Origin of the sequence: Niastella caeni (assembly GCF_004834005.1) — a bacterium.
Lineage (GTDB): Bacteria > Bacteroidota > Bacteroidia > Chitinophagales > Chitinophagaceae > Niastella > Niastella caeni.
The window spans coordinates 123,643-141,081 of sequence record NZ_STFF01000003.1; the positions used below are offsets into that span (position 1 = coordinate 123,643).

Sequence of the window (17,439 nt, forward strand, 5' to 3'; positions counted from 1 at the left end):
GGAAAGGCCCCTTACGTCCCTGATGTAACGACCAGAAACCGATTCCTTATCCGGTGGCGCTTAAACCACGCCACACAAATACACCCGATATGCAACGTGATATTATTAACCGGCTCTCCCAACTGGATCATCTTATCCGTATCAGGGGTACCGGCACACCGGCCCAATTAGCTGAACGATTAAATCTATCTGAAAGAAGCGTTTACGATTACATCAATTTTATGAAAGGCCTGGGTTGCCCTATTAAATTCGACAGCTACCGCGAAAGTTATTTTTATGAAGAAGATGGCTTTTTTGTAATCGCGTTCTTTTCCAAAGACAAATTAAAGCCGTTGATGGAAGATTATTCAGGAAATGAAAAATAATAAACAGAGAAATAAGAAAGTAGCAAACAGCTTCAAGCTGCATGGACATACAATATAATGGCTGCATCTCCTGCTCGGAATTTGTAGCGAGTGGCCTAAAGCAGCATCCTGTATTTCATTTTCACATTTTCAAATTTTCACATTTTCAAATTATTCAATGAACTACGCAAAAGTATTAGACGCTGCCCTGCAGTTATTCCCCCGAAAGATCAATGTAACCTGCATCAACGGTATTACGGGCAAAATGGTCGGGAAATATAAAATTGGCCTTGAACAATTACCTTCTGCGTTTGATAAACCTGTTACACTGGAAATTGCCGGTCATGTATGGCGGGTGGTGCAGGCCAACCCTGTGAGGGCCGACGATTTTTCCATATTTAAAAAATTAACCCTGCATGTGCTGGATAATGAACAATTAAAAGACGCACCGTTAGGTTATAATGTGCCAACACAACACATGCTGCAACCGGCGATGACCACTAATCTGCTCTACCATGATTATACATTGGAAATATCACAGGACGACTGGCTGCAAATGGAGTTTCTGCCCGTATCCGCATTACCACAAATACAGGAAGAACTTGCCCTGATAGATCCCATTCTTTTAACCGAAAGCGGTTCTAATCCATTACTGGGATATGATTCCATGCATATACGCAACCAGACTGCCAACCTGGGTGCAAACATCCCGTTTGACGCTTTTTGCGCCGCCATAAAGCCCCAAAAAATAGGGAATCTCCGGCTAAAGGGTAACCGTTTTATTGAAAACGGGTTTGCCCTGCAATCAGACAATTACGAATATTACGGCACTGTAGATAATGGCTATATTACACATTTATGCCTGCCCTCTTTCGATTGCATTGACGATGAGTTTTCGCAAGTGGCTACCACCTGGGAATTGCTGCTGGTGAATTGGTGTTCAGCCAATGTGATAATGTGCTAATGGAATACAGCGCTTAGCGCAAACTGTATTGGCTTTCAGCTTACAGCTTTTGGCTTATAGCTGTATTCGCGTGGGGCGTGGAGCGTAAAGCTGTATTCTGCATTTTTATTTGCCTGATTTCAAAATTCATTTTAATTTACACGGCCAGATCAATAGTCTTCCAGGTTTAGGTACTTTGGAAGTTTTGTACACGATGCTCCGATTAGTAAGCCAACTGCCACTATTGGCTTAACCATTAAATGTATAGTACAGCATGGCCAAAAAGAAACGCGTTGCTGCCAAAAACACCGTTCAAGTAAAAAAGAAGGCAACAGCTCCCAAAAAGAAAGTTGCAGGTAGAAAGAAGAAAACTGCCAAAAAAGCGCCCGCTTCAGCAAAACAACCACTCAAACGGTTAGTGATACATACAGATGATATCACGAAAATTTTAGGTATAAATATCCGCACTGCCCAGCGGCTGTTGCAAACGATCCGCGAATCATTGGGCCGGCGGAAAAAGGATTATGTATCCATAAGAGAATTTGCCAATTATGTACACCTCGAAGAAGAGGAAGTAAAGCAAAATCTCAGCGAAACAATACTCTCCTGACGCATAAGACGGTTTCTTTAGCGAAAGACGCCTGACGGCGTTTTATTTCCCGGAAACTTTCTTAAACGGGAAAGCGGAAGGATATTATCACAGCCACATATAGTGCGCTCACTGATGTGCATTTACAGCAAACCAACATATGCTCAGCACAATACCCGCCTGTTCATGAATGGAGGCATGTCGTACAGGGATCGCCGGTATTTGACATACAGCCAATGGCTCCCGTTTGTTGTGTTGGTGAATGATCAGTCTGGGCTGGTTGTTATCTACGATATGATAATCGTACACTTCATTGTTGATCTCGAGGCGACCGGTATTGCTGCGGTTGTTATGTGAAAATTTTCCCTGGTCAACACCATACACATTTTTGAAGGTGAGCCGGTTTGTATTGCCGGCATTTTCCATAAAGAACGCCTGGCGCCCTCCTTCATATGTTATCCGTACCGATTGCTGTTCCAGGCTATACTTCATCACTATCAATACAAGACCATCTTGTATCAGATGATATTCTTTTATGCCGGGCGATGCGTTACTAATCAGGTTCCACTTCATGCGCAGTTAATTTAATCGGCCAAAACCGCGGCAAGGTATACATAACTATAATACAGTCGAATTATTTCAATGTTATCTTTTTGGCAAACCGCAAAACTTAACATTGGGAATGTTAAGCTATTATTACCTTTATATTAATTCCATAAATAAACAATTTCTTCCATGAGTAAAGCAAAAAAGCAACAAGTACCTGCAGAAAAACCTACAAAAAAAGAACTGTCCAAACTAGTATTTGAAAAGCTTTCCGGTAGCCTTACCGACTTTCAGTTAAAAGAAAAGAAGCTGGAAAACCGGTTAGAAAAGGTTAGCAGGCGCCTGGCTGCTGACATCGTAAAGCTGTACAAAAAAGAAACACCCAAAAGCGACAAAACCGCCACCAAAAAGAAAGCGGTGAAGAAAGAGAAACTTGCTGTGGCTGAATAAATTATAATGGCGCCGTTACTTCTTCCGCCAGTCCAAACGACAGGGTTCATACCAGCCCCTCCCAAACCGTTGATGATATATACCCCCGGTTCTGGTGCTTCAATCAAGTGACTATCTCCATTGAGAAAAAGAAAGGCGGCCAGAATGGCCGCCAGTACCTTGGGTTCTATTGTGTCGCCTTTCCCTACGCCGCAAATTGTTATATAACAGGGTTGCGAATGTGCATTCCATCCCATTTATTTTATGATCCACATTACGCCATTGATATCGTCATTTCCGCTGAACTGGTTTTTCAGCGCCTGGTTGTAGTTGATTGTATTGGCTGTTTTTTCGGAAGACGGATACTGGAAACGCAGGGCAATACGCGCACTGTTACCGGTTCCGGGCCCTGTTGTAAAATTGGGTACTCCGGTGCGGCGATACGTGAAATAGGATTCCAGTCCGGAATGACGGAACAAGGCCAGGTAACGCTGGTTGAGGATCTGCGTTAAACCGGTTGCGTTATTACCAGCATAGGCAACGGCAGTTTGCGTGTAATAAGTATTGAAGTTTGCCGTTATGGCGTATTTGTCGTACACCACATTGGCGCTGCCGGGGCTTCCTGATTTCAAAAAGAAGGCATCGAAAGTGCCGTTTTCCGGTATATTGTAAAAAGCTAAAGATGTTTTTATGCCTGCTTTATAATGATCTTCTGCGGTTCCCAATGGGCCTGAACTTACCCAGCCTCTGTTAATGGCTTCTGCAATATTGAAACACATTTCTGCAAACCCGATCTGGATCGATGGCTCCGCCGTATACGTTTCATAAAAATGCCTGCGGTTGATGAGCGAGTATTGTCCGCCGTTGGCTTTGATATACATAGCGCCAATGTCTTCGCCGGGACTGGCGCCTACATAGGCGTCATGGCTGGCTGGACTTTTCCCCGCCGATACCAAAGCAGCAGCAGGTTCTGCAGTTACAAACACCCGTGGGTCTTTTAACTGGGTAAGCAAGTCTACATAGGTAGCAGACATATTATAACGCAATGCATCGAACCCAAAATTATCGGGGCTCATTGGATAATCATTTGTAGGATGCACATACGTGAATTGCAGATTATCACTGGCATCTTCCATCAACGGGTATTTCAATTTGTTAGAAAGGATGGTAGCAAACTGCTGTTTCACGTTCAGGTCTGCATCATCGGTTCTTTTACTTAAATGGATCAATAAACGCAGGCGATAGGTGTTCACCAGCTTTTGCCATTTGGTTAATTTGTTGTCATAATAAAAATCACCATCCAGGGTGGCGTCATTGGCGGCTATTAATTTGCCCAGGTCGGTATTGGCGCTGTCGAGCAACTGTAATGATTGCAGGAAAACATTTTTCTGCGCATCATACACCGGGGTAAGATTTTTTGCACCCAGCAACGCTTCTGCCATAGGCATATCGCCCATAGCCAGGCTCATTTTTGTAAAGAAATACGCTTTGAAGAATTTTGCCAGCGCTGCATAGGGATTCAATTCAGCCGCTCCGCCTTTGTTTGCTTCTTCCTGCATTTTTACCACATTCTTCAGCGTGATATAGTTGTTATCTCCAGCCCCAAAATCATAACGATTGTTACCATAATAGTCATAGTTACAGCAATAGTACTGGCACCAGCGCTCTTTCATACCCGATGGCCCTTCGTACATATTGTATAAGATACCGTTCAACAACAAAGAAGCCGGTACCGAAATTGGTTTGTTCTCATTTTTGTTCATGTCGTCAAACGACTTCTTGCAACCGGTAACAGCCAGTAAAGCGACTGCCAGTACAGGAATATATTGCGTAAGTTTCATTTTGTACAATTTTTAATTGATCATTATTAAAACACAATATTCAGGTTCACGCCGTAACGACGGGTAGTTGGTGATTGTAATCCGGTAGCACCCAATCCATAATTATATTGGTCAAGGTCTACATCTTTAAACCGTTTGTCTTTATAGAAATAGATCAGGTTACGGCCGATGAGCGAGATGCTGGCCCGGTTAATAAATGATCTTTTTAACAAGGTAGCCGGAAGGTCGTACGTAAGGGTAACTTCCCGCAGTTTGGCATAGGATTTACTCATCAGGTTGGCTTCATCAATTCCATAATACTTACTTACATAATCCTGCACATGGGTTGTTGTTTTATTGGGCGCGAACTGCAGGTCTTTATAGTTGATGATATTGCCATCGTTATCGTAATTAATAGGAACGCTATTGGAAACCACTACGCCATCACCTACATAGATACCTGTAAAGCTGGCGTCCCCGGCACGGTCGTGGTCTGCTTTGCGGGCAACACCCAGGGCGCCCTGCACTGTTTCAATATTACGGCCGCCACGCATGGTTTTATTATGCAGGTAATCGGTTGTATGGCCGCCTACGCTACCATCAAACTGGAATCCGAGGGTAATTCCTTTGTACCCGATCTTGTTGTAAATACTCCATTGATAATCGGCATTCAGATAACCCAGGAATTGGGCTACGGGGTTAGCCAATGGTTTACCGGCCGCATCATGAATGATCTTACCATCGGTTGCTTTTACAAAGGCGCTTGTATATAATTTATCTACACGGTCTCCTTTTCTGTAGTAAGTAGCATACACTGTTTGACCGGGCGGCAATTCCTTATATATATCCTGGAATTTTGACCAGTTCACCATCACATCCCAGAACAATCCACCCGGCTTCTTAAGCGGCGTACCGGTCAATGTTACTTCATACCCGGTCTTTTGTGTTTTCAATGCATTTAGATAATAATAATTGTAGCCGGTGGCTGAAGATGCGGGGTTTTGAAGAATACGGGGTCCATCTATATATTGAAAGGCTGTTGCACTTATGCCTAACCGGTTTTTCAGCAACCGCACATCAAATCCTTCTTCATAGTTCACGCGGTTGAATGTTTTTATGCCGGGGTCGTACATGTTATTGGAATATACAGCCGCCGTTTGGTTATTATACGGCTTACTGGTTGAATACACCGCAATGAGCGAATAGTCGGGTCCGCCATAGGGCGACTGGTAGTTATTTCCATAACCAAGGGGGTAATCGTATAAAGAATTACCAGATGGTTTACTACCTAAAGCAGAGATGGTAGAGAATGGCGCCATACCAACAGTGGAAGAGGTAGCATCTCCATGCACTGTTGCAAATGAGCCTCTTACTTTCAGGAAAGTGATAGCGGCCGGCAGTTGTATATAATCTGATAACACAGATGATACAGCAACGGACGGATAAAAATAGCTGTTGCGATTTTTGGGCAGGGCCGATGATTTATCAACGCGACCGGTAACAGAAAAAGTCGCATATCTATCAAGCGAGGCATCGAGTGAATAATAGGCGCTGAATACCCGCATGTCAGATGCAAAGCTGCTGGCCTGTACCGGATTGAGGGAATTGCTGAAGCTATAAACACCCGGCACATTCATGTAGTCGGTGGAGGTAAAGTTTGAGTTATAGGCAAATGACCTGATATTACCGCCTACAAAACCAGCGAGGTTCAGAAACTTGCACACGTTGTAATTATAGGCCAATTGTACTTCGGTGTTATTCTCAAATAGGTTGCGATGATCTTCGCGATAATCACCCAGTGCGCCTTCGCGGCCGTATGGATGCGCGGAGAAAGGCATTTGTTCTGTACGCAACAAATTGTATGTTGAAGCCTGGGTACGCGCTGTTACATTTATATTGCTGTTGATCTTGTAATTTGCCGATACATATCCATACAGATCGTTCTTATAATGTGCGCGCAACCATTCATATACCATAAACCAGGGATTGTGATAACGCTGGTATTCGGCAAATACTGATTGCGTACCTACTTTACCGGGTTTCCAGATGGCCTTTATGTCAGGCGCATTAACATCCCAGTCGGCGCCGGTCCAGATACCAACGTTATAAATTAAACTATTGGGGCCGTAATCCACATCGGGAAAATTAGGCGTGTACTGGCGATTATAGTTCAGGTTGGCTTCTATCTTTAATTTGGGAGAAGGATTGAAAGAACCATACATATTGAAGTTGGTAATATTCAAATCCATATTGGGAATAAAACTTTGCTGGTAAGAATGCGATAATGAGAAGCGCATGTTATAATTCTCACCGGTAGCATTCAACGCAATATTGTTGGTTGATTGAAAACCGGTACGCAGGAACCGATCCAGGTTATTTTTTCCGCGGGCAACCCAGGGCGTTGGTTTTATATTTCCTGTATAGTTCTGGCTGTTGCCGCCGGGGAATGTTGTAGTGTAGGTTTGTGTGGGATCGTATACACCATCGTATTGTGGTATCAACTGACCTTCGAAGCGGGGTCCCCATACATCATAATCATTATCGTTTTTTCCACCCCCCTTTCCATTGCCAAACGCATAGGTAGCATTGGCGCCGGGGCCGTACTCATCCTGCAAGCGCGGGAAAGCGAGAAAACCTTTATCGATCGAATTGGTTGAATTGAATTCTACCGTAAATCCTCTCCTGGCTTTATTACCTTTTTTAGTAGTGATCAGGATAGCGCCATATTGTGCACGGCTGCCATACAAAGCAGCAGCGGCAGGTCCTTTAAGAATAGTATACGATTCAATATCATCCGGACTGATGTTCCAGGTATCGGTGCTGATGGGGATACCATCTACCACATATAAAGTAATTTCATTACCACGTAACAACACGGTGGGTTTACGTAACATTTCAGGAGATGGGCCTACAGATAAACCGGCCACTTTACCGGTTAACCCGGTGATAGGGTTTTGATCGCGGGCTTTCACCAGGTCCTCGCCTTTTACTTCCTGTACAGCATAACCGATCTTTTTAACTTCTTTCTTTACACCAAGGGCCGTTACCACTACTTCACTCAATCCGGTCGACGATTCGTTCAAGGATATTGTTACATTATCGTCGCCGGTGATGGTGATCTCTTTCATTTCATAACCCACTCCGCTTATCACCAGCACATTGCCTTCTTTTGCATTGATAACAAAGCTGCCATCTGCACTGGTAGATGTGCCAATTGAACTGGCTTTAATAAAAACAGAAATGCCGGCAAGCGGTTGGTTGTCTTTACCAGATACCACTTTTCCGGAAATTGATCGTTGTGCATGAACTAAAAAAGGAAATACAAGTAACCATAAAAAAGCCGCGGCTTTTTTAACAAGGTGTGGCCCCATAAATAGTTTTTTGGATGAGGAGAGCGGAATTTTTTACGGCCACAAAATTATCAAGGCACTGTAAAGCCTGCGTTAGGGATATTTTATGAAAACATTAATTGTTTACTTGTGCTATACTATATATACTACAATATATACGCAGGTAAAATGCGGGATCATGTAGCACCTGAAGATAGAGAGAAAAGATAAGGGTCAATGATCAATTACAAAACGCTTAGAGAGTAATAACAGCAAGTATAGGATAGTGATCTGATGGAAATTTGCCATGATAATGATCAGACAATATCCCCCATTTCTGTGCGATGAAAGGCGCAGTAACAAAAATGTGATCGATTATTTCTATACGTTGCAAAGAATTACCGAAATTATTAAATGAACCATTATTGGCATATGGATGTGCTACTTGTTTATAGGTATCTTTCAACCAACCTGAATTATTGAGGCTTTGATACCATTCGCTGTTATGACCGCCATTTAAATCGCCGGTGAACACCACGGGTTCCTTACCTGCAATTTCTTTTATCTTTTGCAGTATCAGCAAACTGCTTTCGCGGCGGGCCTGCACCCCCTGGTGATCGTAATGTACATTAAAGAAGTAGAATTTCTTTCTTGTTTTCTTATCCTGCAATTGCACCCAGGAACAAATGCGATTCAGATGAGCATCCCAGCCGGGTCCTGGTTTATGAGGTGTGATTGACAGCCAGAAGTCGCCGCTCTTTAGCAAAATATATTTAGCAGTCTTGTAAAAAATGGCGGAATGTTCGCCTTTGGCTTTACCATCATCACGACCTGCACCATAATAAGTATACGCAGGCATTGCATTTTTTATGTCATCGAGTTGATTGCGTAATCCTTCCTGCGTTCCCAGCACATCGAAATCATGAAACTGAATTAAGGAGGCTACGATAGGTGCACGGTCCACCCATAAGTTACCGGTATCGCGCGGATTGTCGTACCGTAAATTAAATGAACCAACAATAAGCGACTGGCTAAATACAAAGGCCATGCAAAAAAACGCAATCATCAAAGATGTAATTTTCTTTAATACCATAGTACGTATTGTTATTAGTTACGAAGATAAGACGTGCCACTTCTTAAAAGGGTGGCACATACATGATCATATACAATTAATACAGGGATAAAATTAACATCATATGTCCCTGCTATTTTTATCTTCAAAACACAGCAGTAATGTATTTGTTTGACTGGCTCGACCATATTGACAAGATCGTTTTTACTTTTATTCACCGGGACATGAGCGTGCGCTGGCTCGATGTCATCATGTTGTTACTGCGCAACCAGTACACCTGGATACCGGTGTATGCGTTTATACTTTACTGGACTTTACGGCTCGACAGGCCAACGGGTTTAAAATTTATTTGCTTAACTATAGTATGCTTTGCTATTACTGACTACACCAGCGCCAGTATATTAAAAATACATTTTGAGCGGTTGCGGCCCTGCTTTGATGATGACCTTACCGGAGTTATTCGTGGTATTATTGGGTGTGGCGGCAAATACTCCTTCCCTTCTTCGCATGCCGCCAATCATTTTGGGCTGTCAACATTCTGGTTCTTCACAATACTGCACGTTACCAAACAAAAATGGTATTGGTTGTGGATCTGGGCATGTATGATCGGACTTGCCCAGGTGTATGTTGGCAAACATTTTCCATTAGACATAGTGGGTGGCGCTGCATTGGGTATTCTTACCGGGTTAAGCCTCTTTAAATTATTTGAAGGCTGGGTTAAACGGGATTATAATAAGTATTTGAAAAATCCTTCGTTAAGTTTGCCCTAGCTTTTAATGAACATTATGGAATTGGTACAACCCGCAAACCTGCATAAAAGATCCGCTTACTCATTTAACACCTGGTTTACCTGGCTAACTATTGTTGGCACAATAGTAAATGCCAGTGGGTTATTCCTGCCCATTCTTGAACCCGATGGCGCTTTGTACGCTACTATTGCCAAAAACATGGCGCTTACCGGCGATTATGTGAAACTGATGTTCGAAGGCAATGACTGGCTCGATAAACCGCACTTCCCTTTCTGGATAACCGCATTCAGCTTTAAACTTTTCGGAATAAATTCATTTGCCTATAAATTTCCCGGGTTGCTTTTCTGGCTGGCCGGCGCGTGGTATACTTATGCATTCGCCAACAAATTATACAATAAGCAAACCGCACAATGGGCAGTGCTTATTTATATTTCAGTTGAGCATTTGATCCTTTCCAATAACGATGTACGGGCGGAACCTTATTTAACCGGATTGATGATCGGCGCGGCCCATTATTATTACCTGGCTTATAAGAACAATAAATGGAAGCATTATATTGTGGGTTCCCTGTTACTGGCGTTTGCCATTATGACCAAAGGCATATTCATTGGGTGTATGGTAATGGCTGGTTTTGTTATTGAATGGACCATCAAAAAAGAATGGAAACAATTCCTTAATTATCGCTGGAGTGTAAGCATGTTGCTGGTGCTGTTATTTATTATGCCTGAACTGATCAGTTTGTATCTACAATTTGACCAGCATCCGGAAAAGCTGGTCTTCGGGCAACATAAGGTGTCGGGCATCCGCTTCTTTTTCTGGGATAGCCAGTTTGGCCGTTTTTTCAATACCGGTCCTATTAAAGGTACGGGCAGCAAGCTGTTTTACGTGCATACTTTGCTTTGGGCTTTCCTCCCTTGGTCTGTTATCCTGTTTGTTATGGTAGGCGCCAGCATAAAAAATTTTAAAACCACGCTTTCAGCAACCGGTAATTATGTCTGCGGCGGCATTGGCATTGCAGGCTTCCTGGTCTTTTCTTTATCGCGGTTCCAGTTGCCGCATTACTTAAATATCCTGTATCCTTTCTTTGCGATTATCGTTGCAAACTGGTTGCTCAATTTAAAAAACAAACCATTGCTGAAAACAGTAACCTACAGTCAGCATATTTTATTTTTCCTGCTTTTTGGCGCCTGTATATCGCTGGCCCTGGTAATGAGATTGCCTTATGCAATTCCCGCAATTGTTATACTCGCCGCTTTTGCAACTGCAATCACCCTGATTTTTTCAGGCAATGGCCTGCAACATATACTGGCCAGGTCATTTGCTGTGATCATGGTCGTGAATCTTTTTCTGAATACGTTATTTTATCCGGCATTATTCAAGTATCAGTCAGGCAATGAAGCGGCTGCATTTTTAAACAAACAAATACAGCACCCGGTGCATATGTTCAATGATGTATCTGCCGAGTATGCCTTTCAATTTTATTATGAAGGGTCTATAAAAAAAATAGATCCCCATGAATTGAATGATCTGCAAAATGACATTGTCGTATATACATCGAAGGAAAAGACCGACGCATTGCAACATATGGGCTACCAGGTACGGATCATACGATCATTCCCTCATTTTCATATCAGCCAGGTTACTGGCAGGTTCCTCAATGTTAATACAAGAGAAAAGGCCTTAGATTATTTTGTGATCGCAACCATACAACCTGGTATGTTAGCCCTTGCGTTGTAATTTACCTCGTAACAAACTCGTAACCTTGCTGTAACATTCAGGTAGCATACACACGATAGCTTTGTCAAAAACCGGTGAAAGGGTTTATTCGAATTTATAAGGCCGATCCTGTTTTCTGGAGTGTATTGCTGATCATGCTCACCGCCAGTGGTGTAAGTCTTGCCATCTTTTCTGCCAAAGACATTTTTTTCAAACTCAATACGATCCATACCCTATACCTGGATACATTTTTTCAGAACTATACGTTGTTAGGCGATGGGGTTGTTTCCATTGCTATTTTTTTGATCCTTTTACTGGCAGAGCGAACTGCATTGGCTATGCAAGTGATCACAGGCTACCTGTTTTCAGGAATTATGTCACAAATATTAAAACATGCGGTGCATGCACCGCGGCCGCATGCCATTATCTCCCATCTTGAGTATCCTTATTTCATTGAGGGCATTACAAATACCGGTATGACGAGTTTTCCCTCAGGTCATACGACCTCCGTTTTTGCCCTGGCTGCCTTGCTTGCGTTGAACACGTCTGATAAACGGATCTCACTGATCTATTTGATCACCGCTATCATTACCGGGTATTCGAGAATTTATCTGGGACAACACTTCCTCGCCGATGTAGTGGCTGGTGCGCTGATTGGCGTGCTGTCGGCATTACTGGTGTACTGGTATTTGCGCCAGGTAAGAATTGAATGGATTGGTGCAAACAAAGAAAGCCACCTGCAATTTCAATAATAAATTAAACATCGTTTCATGATACTTACATTCCGTATGCCGTCTGAAAAGCTGCGAAAATTCGCAAAACTGCTGATCAAGATCGTGATCACGGCGTTGTGTATCTGGTATATTTCCCACAAAATAGATCTGAAGAAATTGTCTGGCGTTCTTACTGTTGCCAGTCCGGTATGGATCATACTGGCCATTGGGTCTTTTATAACATCCAAATTGTTTTCTTCTATAAGATTGAATATTTACTTCCGCAATATCGACATACAACTCTCTGAATGGAAAAACATCCGGCTGTACTGGCTGGGCATGTTCTACAATTTATTCCTGCCCGGGTCCATCAGCGGCGATGCGTATAAAGTAGTAAGGCTTACCAAAGATTATAATGTTGCATATAAAAAAACAACGGCTGCCGTTTTGCTCGACCGGTTCAGTGGTTTGCTGGCGTTGGGATTACTGCTGGGCATTTTCTGGACGATCGCCTTTAAAGGCGGTTACTATAGTACCTGGTTAATGATCGGCACGCTCATTACCATCCCGGTCTTCCACTTCCTGGTAAAACTATTGTTCCCGTATTTTCTGCCCGGCTTTTTTCCTACCCTCGGCTGGGGCATTGCTGTACAGTTGTTTCAGGTAGCCTGCATGTACTGCATTTTACATGCGCTGCATATTCACACACATATTGAACAATACATGCTCATTTTTTTGATTTCATCAGTAGTGGCCGTTTTACCATTTACCATTGGCGGACTCGGTGCGCGGGAAGTAGTGTTTTTATGGGGCGCGCATATTTTTGGATTAGACAACACCGTTTCCGTAATGGCCAGCTTACTTTTTTATGGCGCCACCGTTGCCTCTTCCCTGCCCGGATTGCCTTTTATTTTTATTGATCCCTTAAAACCCAATACGCCAAAACGGGCGCCACAGCCATATGTTACAACAGCCACAACAATGGAATAATATTCTTTTGCAATTGCGCACCAATAAAATAACCTGGTTATTCATCATTGCTGCTATTTTGCTATTTACTGGTATTGGTTCCACGCCAATGTATATACTGGATGAGGCCCGTAATGCCCAGGCAGCGCGGGAAATGATGGAGCGTAACGATTGGATCGTTCCCACCTTTAACGGAGAACTGCGGGCGCATAAACCGCCTTTGCATTATTATTTCATGCAGATCGCTTATCGCGTGTTTGGCATGAATGCTTTTAGCACCCGGTTCTTTTCAGCCGTTTTTGGCTGGTTAACGATATGGATCACCTGGTTCTTCACCAGGCGTTTTGTAAGCTATGGCACTGCAATTTGGGCCGTTGCCGTATTGCTGGTGAGCACACATTTTTTGTTTGAATTCCGCATGTCGGTACCCGATCCTTATCTGATCTTCTTTATTACAGCCGGCATTTTTTGTTTTTATGCATATACCCAGGAACGCACTTTAAAATGGCTGATCTGCTCAGCAGTAGCTGCTGCGCTGGCTACACTGGCCAAGGGCCCGGTAGCGTTGGCATTGCCTGCGCTGGTATTGGTTTGGTGGGTACTTTCGCTAAAGAAATACGAGCTGTTGTTTTCGTGGCATCTATTGTTGTATGCTGCTGTTATTGTCCTTGTTGCCCTACCCTGGTATGTTATTGTTCACCAGGCAACCCATGGTGAATTTACCCGGGTATTTTTCTTTGAACATAATTTCAATCGCTTTGGCGAACCGATGGAAGGACATGGCGGTCTTTTTATTATGGTGCCGTTGTTTGTTTTGCTGGGCTTATTGCCGGTATCGGTATTTACCGGCGAGCTGGTCAAAAAAGTTCGCCTGTACCATAGAAACAATTTTATCAGGCTGTGCATGTATGTAGTGGCCGTGTTCATTGTATTCTTTAGTGTGTCGGGTACCAAACTACCCAATTATCCCATGCCCTGCTATCCGTTTATGGCCGTACTGCTGGGTTATTTCATCAATAAAGTGATAACTGGTCAAATACCGGTAAAACAATATCCGTTGTGGCTGTTATTGCTCCTGAATGTATTATTGTTCACTGCTGCCTGGGTTGGGCTGGGATTGGAAACCGCTACCCAACCGTTTCGCGGCTGGGCTTTGTTGTTCGCAATTCCCGTCATTACCACAGCCGGCAGTTGGTGGTTCTTTAAAAAAGAAGGCCTGAAGAAAGCGATGCATGTGATCATAGCAGGCTATTCGGTATTTAATTTTCTATTCCTGGCCATAGGCTATCCGGCCATTTACCAGCATAACCCCGTTACGAAAACCCTGCATCTGTTACCTAAGAACTCAACCGTTTATGCATATAAGATCTATAACCCGGCGTATAATTTCTATCTGAATAATTCCATAAAAGTTTTAGAAAGTCCGGCGCAGGTGAACGAAGTGATCACCACACAACCGCAAGCAGTTATTATTTCCCGCGAAAACCATTTACTAGAATTAGAAGCCGTTCCTGTTAAATTGCTGGCAAAAGAACGCGACCTGTTTGAAACGGCCACAACGGTACTGCTAAGTGGGAAGTGATCTCAATTAAGGGAAACTCCTTAGCCGGAAGCCAGTTATTTACCATTAGGTGACCGTCGTCACACTTTAAAATTAAAACTATACGAACAGCTGTTTGCATTTGCCAGGATTATTATTTAATCTTGCATCGCCAAACCTTATTCTCCCCCAAAAAGTTCGTGTACTTCTTCTGCGTGAAAGCCAGGTTGCTTTTAACCGAGAGATCATTTCTTTCGGGTACCATTTTTATCCCTTTACCGGGCAATTTTAAAAATGAATACTAATGCGTATCACGAACGATCTTCTTGCTAGATTCAATAATAATGATCCAACTGCTCATGAGGAATTGTTCAAAACAACATTTGCCGATCTAACGGTATTTGTATACCGCATGATCAATGACGAGGACGAATCGGAAGATATTGCCATTTCCGCTATTAGAAAACTATTAAGCAACAAAGATCTCACCTTCAAGGCTGTGGAGCAATTAAAAGCCTACCTCTATATTTCTGTTAGAAACGGAGCGCTTAATTATTTAAGGTCAGCCCAAAAAGAAGATCCCTTCCGTAAACTCTTACAGGACCAGATGCCTGTTTCGGAGGAGCCGGTCGTTAATAAGAAATACGAAATGGACCATATGCGCAAACTGATCGAGGCCGGACTTGGTAAGTTGGAAAAACAATGCGCCGCTGTTATCAGGCTTACCATGCTAAACAAACAACCTGATGAAATAGCTAAAACCCTGAATATTAGTCCAAACCAGGTATACACGCAAAAATCAAAAGGAATAGCGCGTTTACGCACATTCATAGAGGAAAACGGTAGCAAATACGGCATTCCCGTCGTAATTATCCTATTGGCTATTTTGTGTAAACTCTATTTTCGCTAACCTGTAAAAATATTTCCATTATTTCTTAATGTCCGGCTGGTGTTCGTTGTTTAATTATATAGAAGACTACATGCTGATTTTCCGGGGGCAGCTACAGTAAGAAATTAAACCTTATTACCAAAAACCTTACAAAATGAACGCACTACCTGGCAATATAACCCAACTTGCATTGGGGAAAACTGAGGATACGCCATTAACGCGTGATGAACAGGAAATTTGTGAGGAATGGACTTCAGGAAAAGCATTGGAAATTATGAAAGTTGATGCAGCCGACCCTCGGCTTTTAGAATTCGCAGGTCTTTATGATAAACTGCAAAATAAAAAGAACGAGATCTGGGAAAGCATTGAAGCTGCGCATGCCTTAACGCTGCCGGCCCAGCAAGACGTAGTTGTTATGGAACCGCAAACAAGCAGGATAGGAAAACGTACCTGGATGCTCGCTGCGGCTATATTAACAGGAAGTGTTCTGGGTGTTTATAGCCTGTATAAAGTTATCAATGCCGATAAGAATATAGTACCGGCAAATAATAATATACCTGTTGTGGCCCAACCGATTGAACCCGGAAGAGAAAGAGCTACGCTAACTCTGGCCGACAACAGGCAAATAAACCTTGACACCATACCTGCAGGCATAATTGCCTATGAGGACCAAATGGAGATCAGCAAGCAAAAAGATAACCAGATCGTATACAAAATTTCGGACAACCATAAATCAGGCACCAAAGTATTGAACAACAGTTTAACCACTCCGTACGGCGGCGAGTATAAAGTTACATTGGCCGACGGTTCAAAGGTTTGGCTGAATGCCGGTTCCTCACTCCGATATCCGGCCGCATTTAAAGGCAATGACCGCGCGGTTGAAATTATAGGCGAAGGATATTTTGAAGTAGCAGAAGATAAATCAAAACCTTTCCGCGTTTTTGCCCATGGCACCGAAGTTAAAGTGATGGGTACCAAATTTAACGTAAAGGCATACGATTCAGAAAACCAGGTAACCACCACGTTGGTAAATGGGTCGGTGGCTGTGCAACATGGCGCCTCGCTCAAAAATATTAAACCAGGACAACAGGCCATTGTGTCAGGAGATAATATAGAGATCAAAAACAAAAGCAAAGAAGAAATGGCCCGGGTGCTTGCGTGGAAGAATGGACTGATCAACCTGGAAGGCGAATCAGTACAAGCTATCCTGGACCAGATTCACCGCTGGTATAATGTTGATACCAAAATTGAACAAGGCACCCCTGAAACCACATTAACTGGTACCATTGAAAGAACAACACCGTTAAAAGTAGTGCTGGAGCTGTTAAATACGAATGTAAGCGTGCAGTTTACGCTTCAGGGTCACACAGTGATAGCTAAAGAAAAAAATAACTAACCTTAAAACATAAATGAAATAGAAATCGAAATATAAAAATTAAAAGTAATGTCCAGGCTGTACTTCGCAAAGAATACCATTAGACGCCATTAAACCACCTTTGAGTCAATGAATCGAAGCTGTGTAGTTTCAAAGCTACACAGCATTCCTCTTTATACCACACATTACAACGGGGTTCCCGCCCGGTGGCTGCCAATAAAGCAGCTTGCATAAAGTTAATTTGCAAACCTTATCGCCTGCAAAGGTCGGAAAGTGATTTCCGGCAATGCGGGCTTTGTTCATTTACTTTACAATGAAAAAACCTACTTGTATGTGTAAACGTGTACGATTAAATGTTTATAGGTATAACACGAAAAAAGAAACGTTAAAAAACCATCATTTTTATAACTTCATAA

General features: G+C 42.9%; 15 protein-coding genes. 11 read left to right on the forward strand and 4 right to left on the reverse strand.

Annotation, left to right across the window (positions count from 1 at the left end):
* Nucleotides 1-89 precede the first annotated feature (89 nt).
* The 3 genes from FAM09_RS12015 to FAM09_RS12025 all read left to right on the forward strand — a co-directional run bounded on the left by FAM09_RS12015 (nt 90) and on the right by FAM09_RS12025 (nt 1,897).
* Nucleotides 90-365, forward strand: a complete 276-nt coding sequence (locus FAM09_RS12015; protein ID WP_136577363.1) for an HTH domain-containing protein — start codon at nt 90-92, stop codon at nt 363-365.
* Nucleotides 366-522: 157 nt separating this feature from the next.
* Nucleotides 523-1,308 carry a hypothetical protein gene (locus tag FAM09_RS12020; RefSeq protein WP_136577364.1) on the forward strand — a complete coding sequence of 262 codons (786 nt, stop codon included), beginning with the start codon at nt 523-525 and terminating at the stop codon, nt 1,306-1,308.
* 253 nt (nt 1,309-1,561) lie between these two features.
* Nucleotides 1,562-1,897 (forward strand): hypothetical protein, encoded by a 336-nt coding sequence (locus FAM09_RS12025; RefSeq protein ID WP_136577365.1) that lies wholly within the window; start codon nt 1,562-1,564, stop codon nt 1,895-1,897.
* Nucleotides 1,898-2,005: 108 nt separating this feature from the next.
* On the opposite strand, the gene FAM09_RS12030 is transcribed toward FAM09_RS12025, so the two are convergent.
* Nucleotides 2,006-2,449 (reverse strand): hypothetical protein, encoded by a 444-nt coding sequence (locus tag FAM09_RS12030; protein ID WP_136577366.1) that lies wholly within the window; start codon nt 2,447-2,449, stop codon nt 2,006-2,008.
* Nucleotides 2,450-2,611: 162 nt separating this feature from the next.
* Here FAM09_RS12030 and FAM09_RS12035 point away from each other — a divergent pair, with 162 nt between their 5' ends.
* Nucleotides 2,612-2,872, forward strand: coding sequence for a hypothetical protein (locus tag FAM09_RS12035; RefSeq protein WP_136577367.1), 261 nt, complete (start codon nt 2,612-2,614; stop codon nt 2,870-2,872).
* A gap of 236 nt (nt 2,873-3,108) precedes the next feature.
* On the opposite strand, the gene FAM09_RS12040 is transcribed toward FAM09_RS12035, so the two are convergent.
* The 3 genes from FAM09_RS12040 to FAM09_RS12050 all read right to left on the reverse strand — a co-directional run bounded on the left by FAM09_RS12040 (nt 3,109) and on the right by FAM09_RS12050 (nt 9,066).
* Nucleotides 3,109-4,692 (reverse strand): SusD/RagB family nutrient-binding outer membrane lipoprotein, encoded by a 1,584-nt coding sequence (locus tag FAM09_RS12040; protein ID WP_136577368.1) that lies wholly within the window; start codon nt 4,690-4,692, stop codon nt 3,109-3,111.
* Nucleotides 4,693-4,718: 26 nt separating this feature from the next.
* Complete coding sequence (locus FAM09_RS12045) at nt 4,719-8,042, reverse strand: SusC/RagA family TonB-linked outer membrane protein (protein WP_136577369.1); 3,324 nt, start codon at nt 8,040-8,042, stop codon at nt 4,719-4,721.
* A 214-nt stretch (nt 8,043-8,256) separates the two neighbouring features.
* A complete protein-coding gene (locus tag FAM09_RS12050; RefSeq protein WP_136577370.1) occupies nt 8,257-9,066 on the reverse strand; it encodes an endonuclease/exonuclease/phosphatase family protein in 810 nt (269 codons plus the stop codon).
* Nucleotides 9,067-9,233: 167 nt separating this feature from the next.
* On the opposite strand from FAM09_RS12050, the gene FAM09_RS12055 reads away from it, so the two are divergent.
* The 7 genes from FAM09_RS12055 (at nt 9,234) to FAM09_RS12085 (ending at nt 17,044) form a co-directional block, all read left to right on the forward strand.
* Entirely contained in the window at nt 9,234-9,842 is a 609-nt protein-coding gene (locus FAM09_RS12055) for a phosphatase PAP2 family protein (protein ID WP_136577371.1), read from the forward strand.
* A gap of 15 nt (nt 9,843-9,857) precedes the next feature.
* Nucleotides 9,858-11,558 carry an ArnT family glycosyltransferase gene (locus tag FAM09_RS12060; protein WP_166437115.1) on the forward strand — a complete coding sequence of 567 codons (1,701 nt, stop codon included), beginning with the start codon at nt 9,858-9,860 and terminating at the stop codon, nt 11,556-11,558.
* Between the two features lie 74 nt (nt 11,559-11,632).
* Nucleotides 11,633-12,289 carry a phosphatase PAP2 family protein gene (locus tag FAM09_RS12065; RefSeq protein ID WP_136577373.1) on the forward strand — a complete coding sequence of 219 codons (657 nt, stop codon included), beginning with the start codon at nt 11,633-11,635 and terminating at the stop codon, nt 12,287-12,289.
* 18 nt (nt 12,290-12,307) lie between these two features.
* The gene (locus FAM09_RS12070; protein WP_136577374.1) at nt 12,308-13,240 is read left to right on the forward strand and encodes a lysylphosphatidylglycerol synthase transmembrane domain-containing protein; all 933 of its coding nucleotides are present in this window, start codon (nt 12,308-12,310) and stop codon (nt 13,238-13,240) included.
* A complete protein-coding gene (locus FAM09_RS12075) occupies nt 13,212-14,801 on the forward strand; it encodes an ArnT family glycosyltransferase (RefSeq protein ID WP_136577375.1) in 1,590 nt (529 codons plus the stop codon). The genes FAM09_RS12070 and FAM09_RS12075 overlap by 29 nt, the downstream gene beginning before the upstream one ends.
* A 262-nt stretch (nt 14,802-15,063) precedes the next feature.
* Entirely contained in the window at nt 15,064-15,669 is a 606-nt protein-coding gene (locus FAM09_RS12080) for an RNA polymerase sigma factor (RefSeq protein WP_136577376.1), read from the forward strand.
* Between the two features lie 133 nt (nt 15,670-15,802).
* The gene (locus tag FAM09_RS12085; protein ID WP_136577377.1) at nt 15,803-17,044 is read left to right on the forward strand and encodes a FecR family protein; all 1,242 of its coding nucleotides are present in this window, start codon (nt 15,803-15,805) and stop codon (nt 17,042-17,044) included.
* Nucleotides 17,045-17,439: the final 395 nt, after the last annotated feature.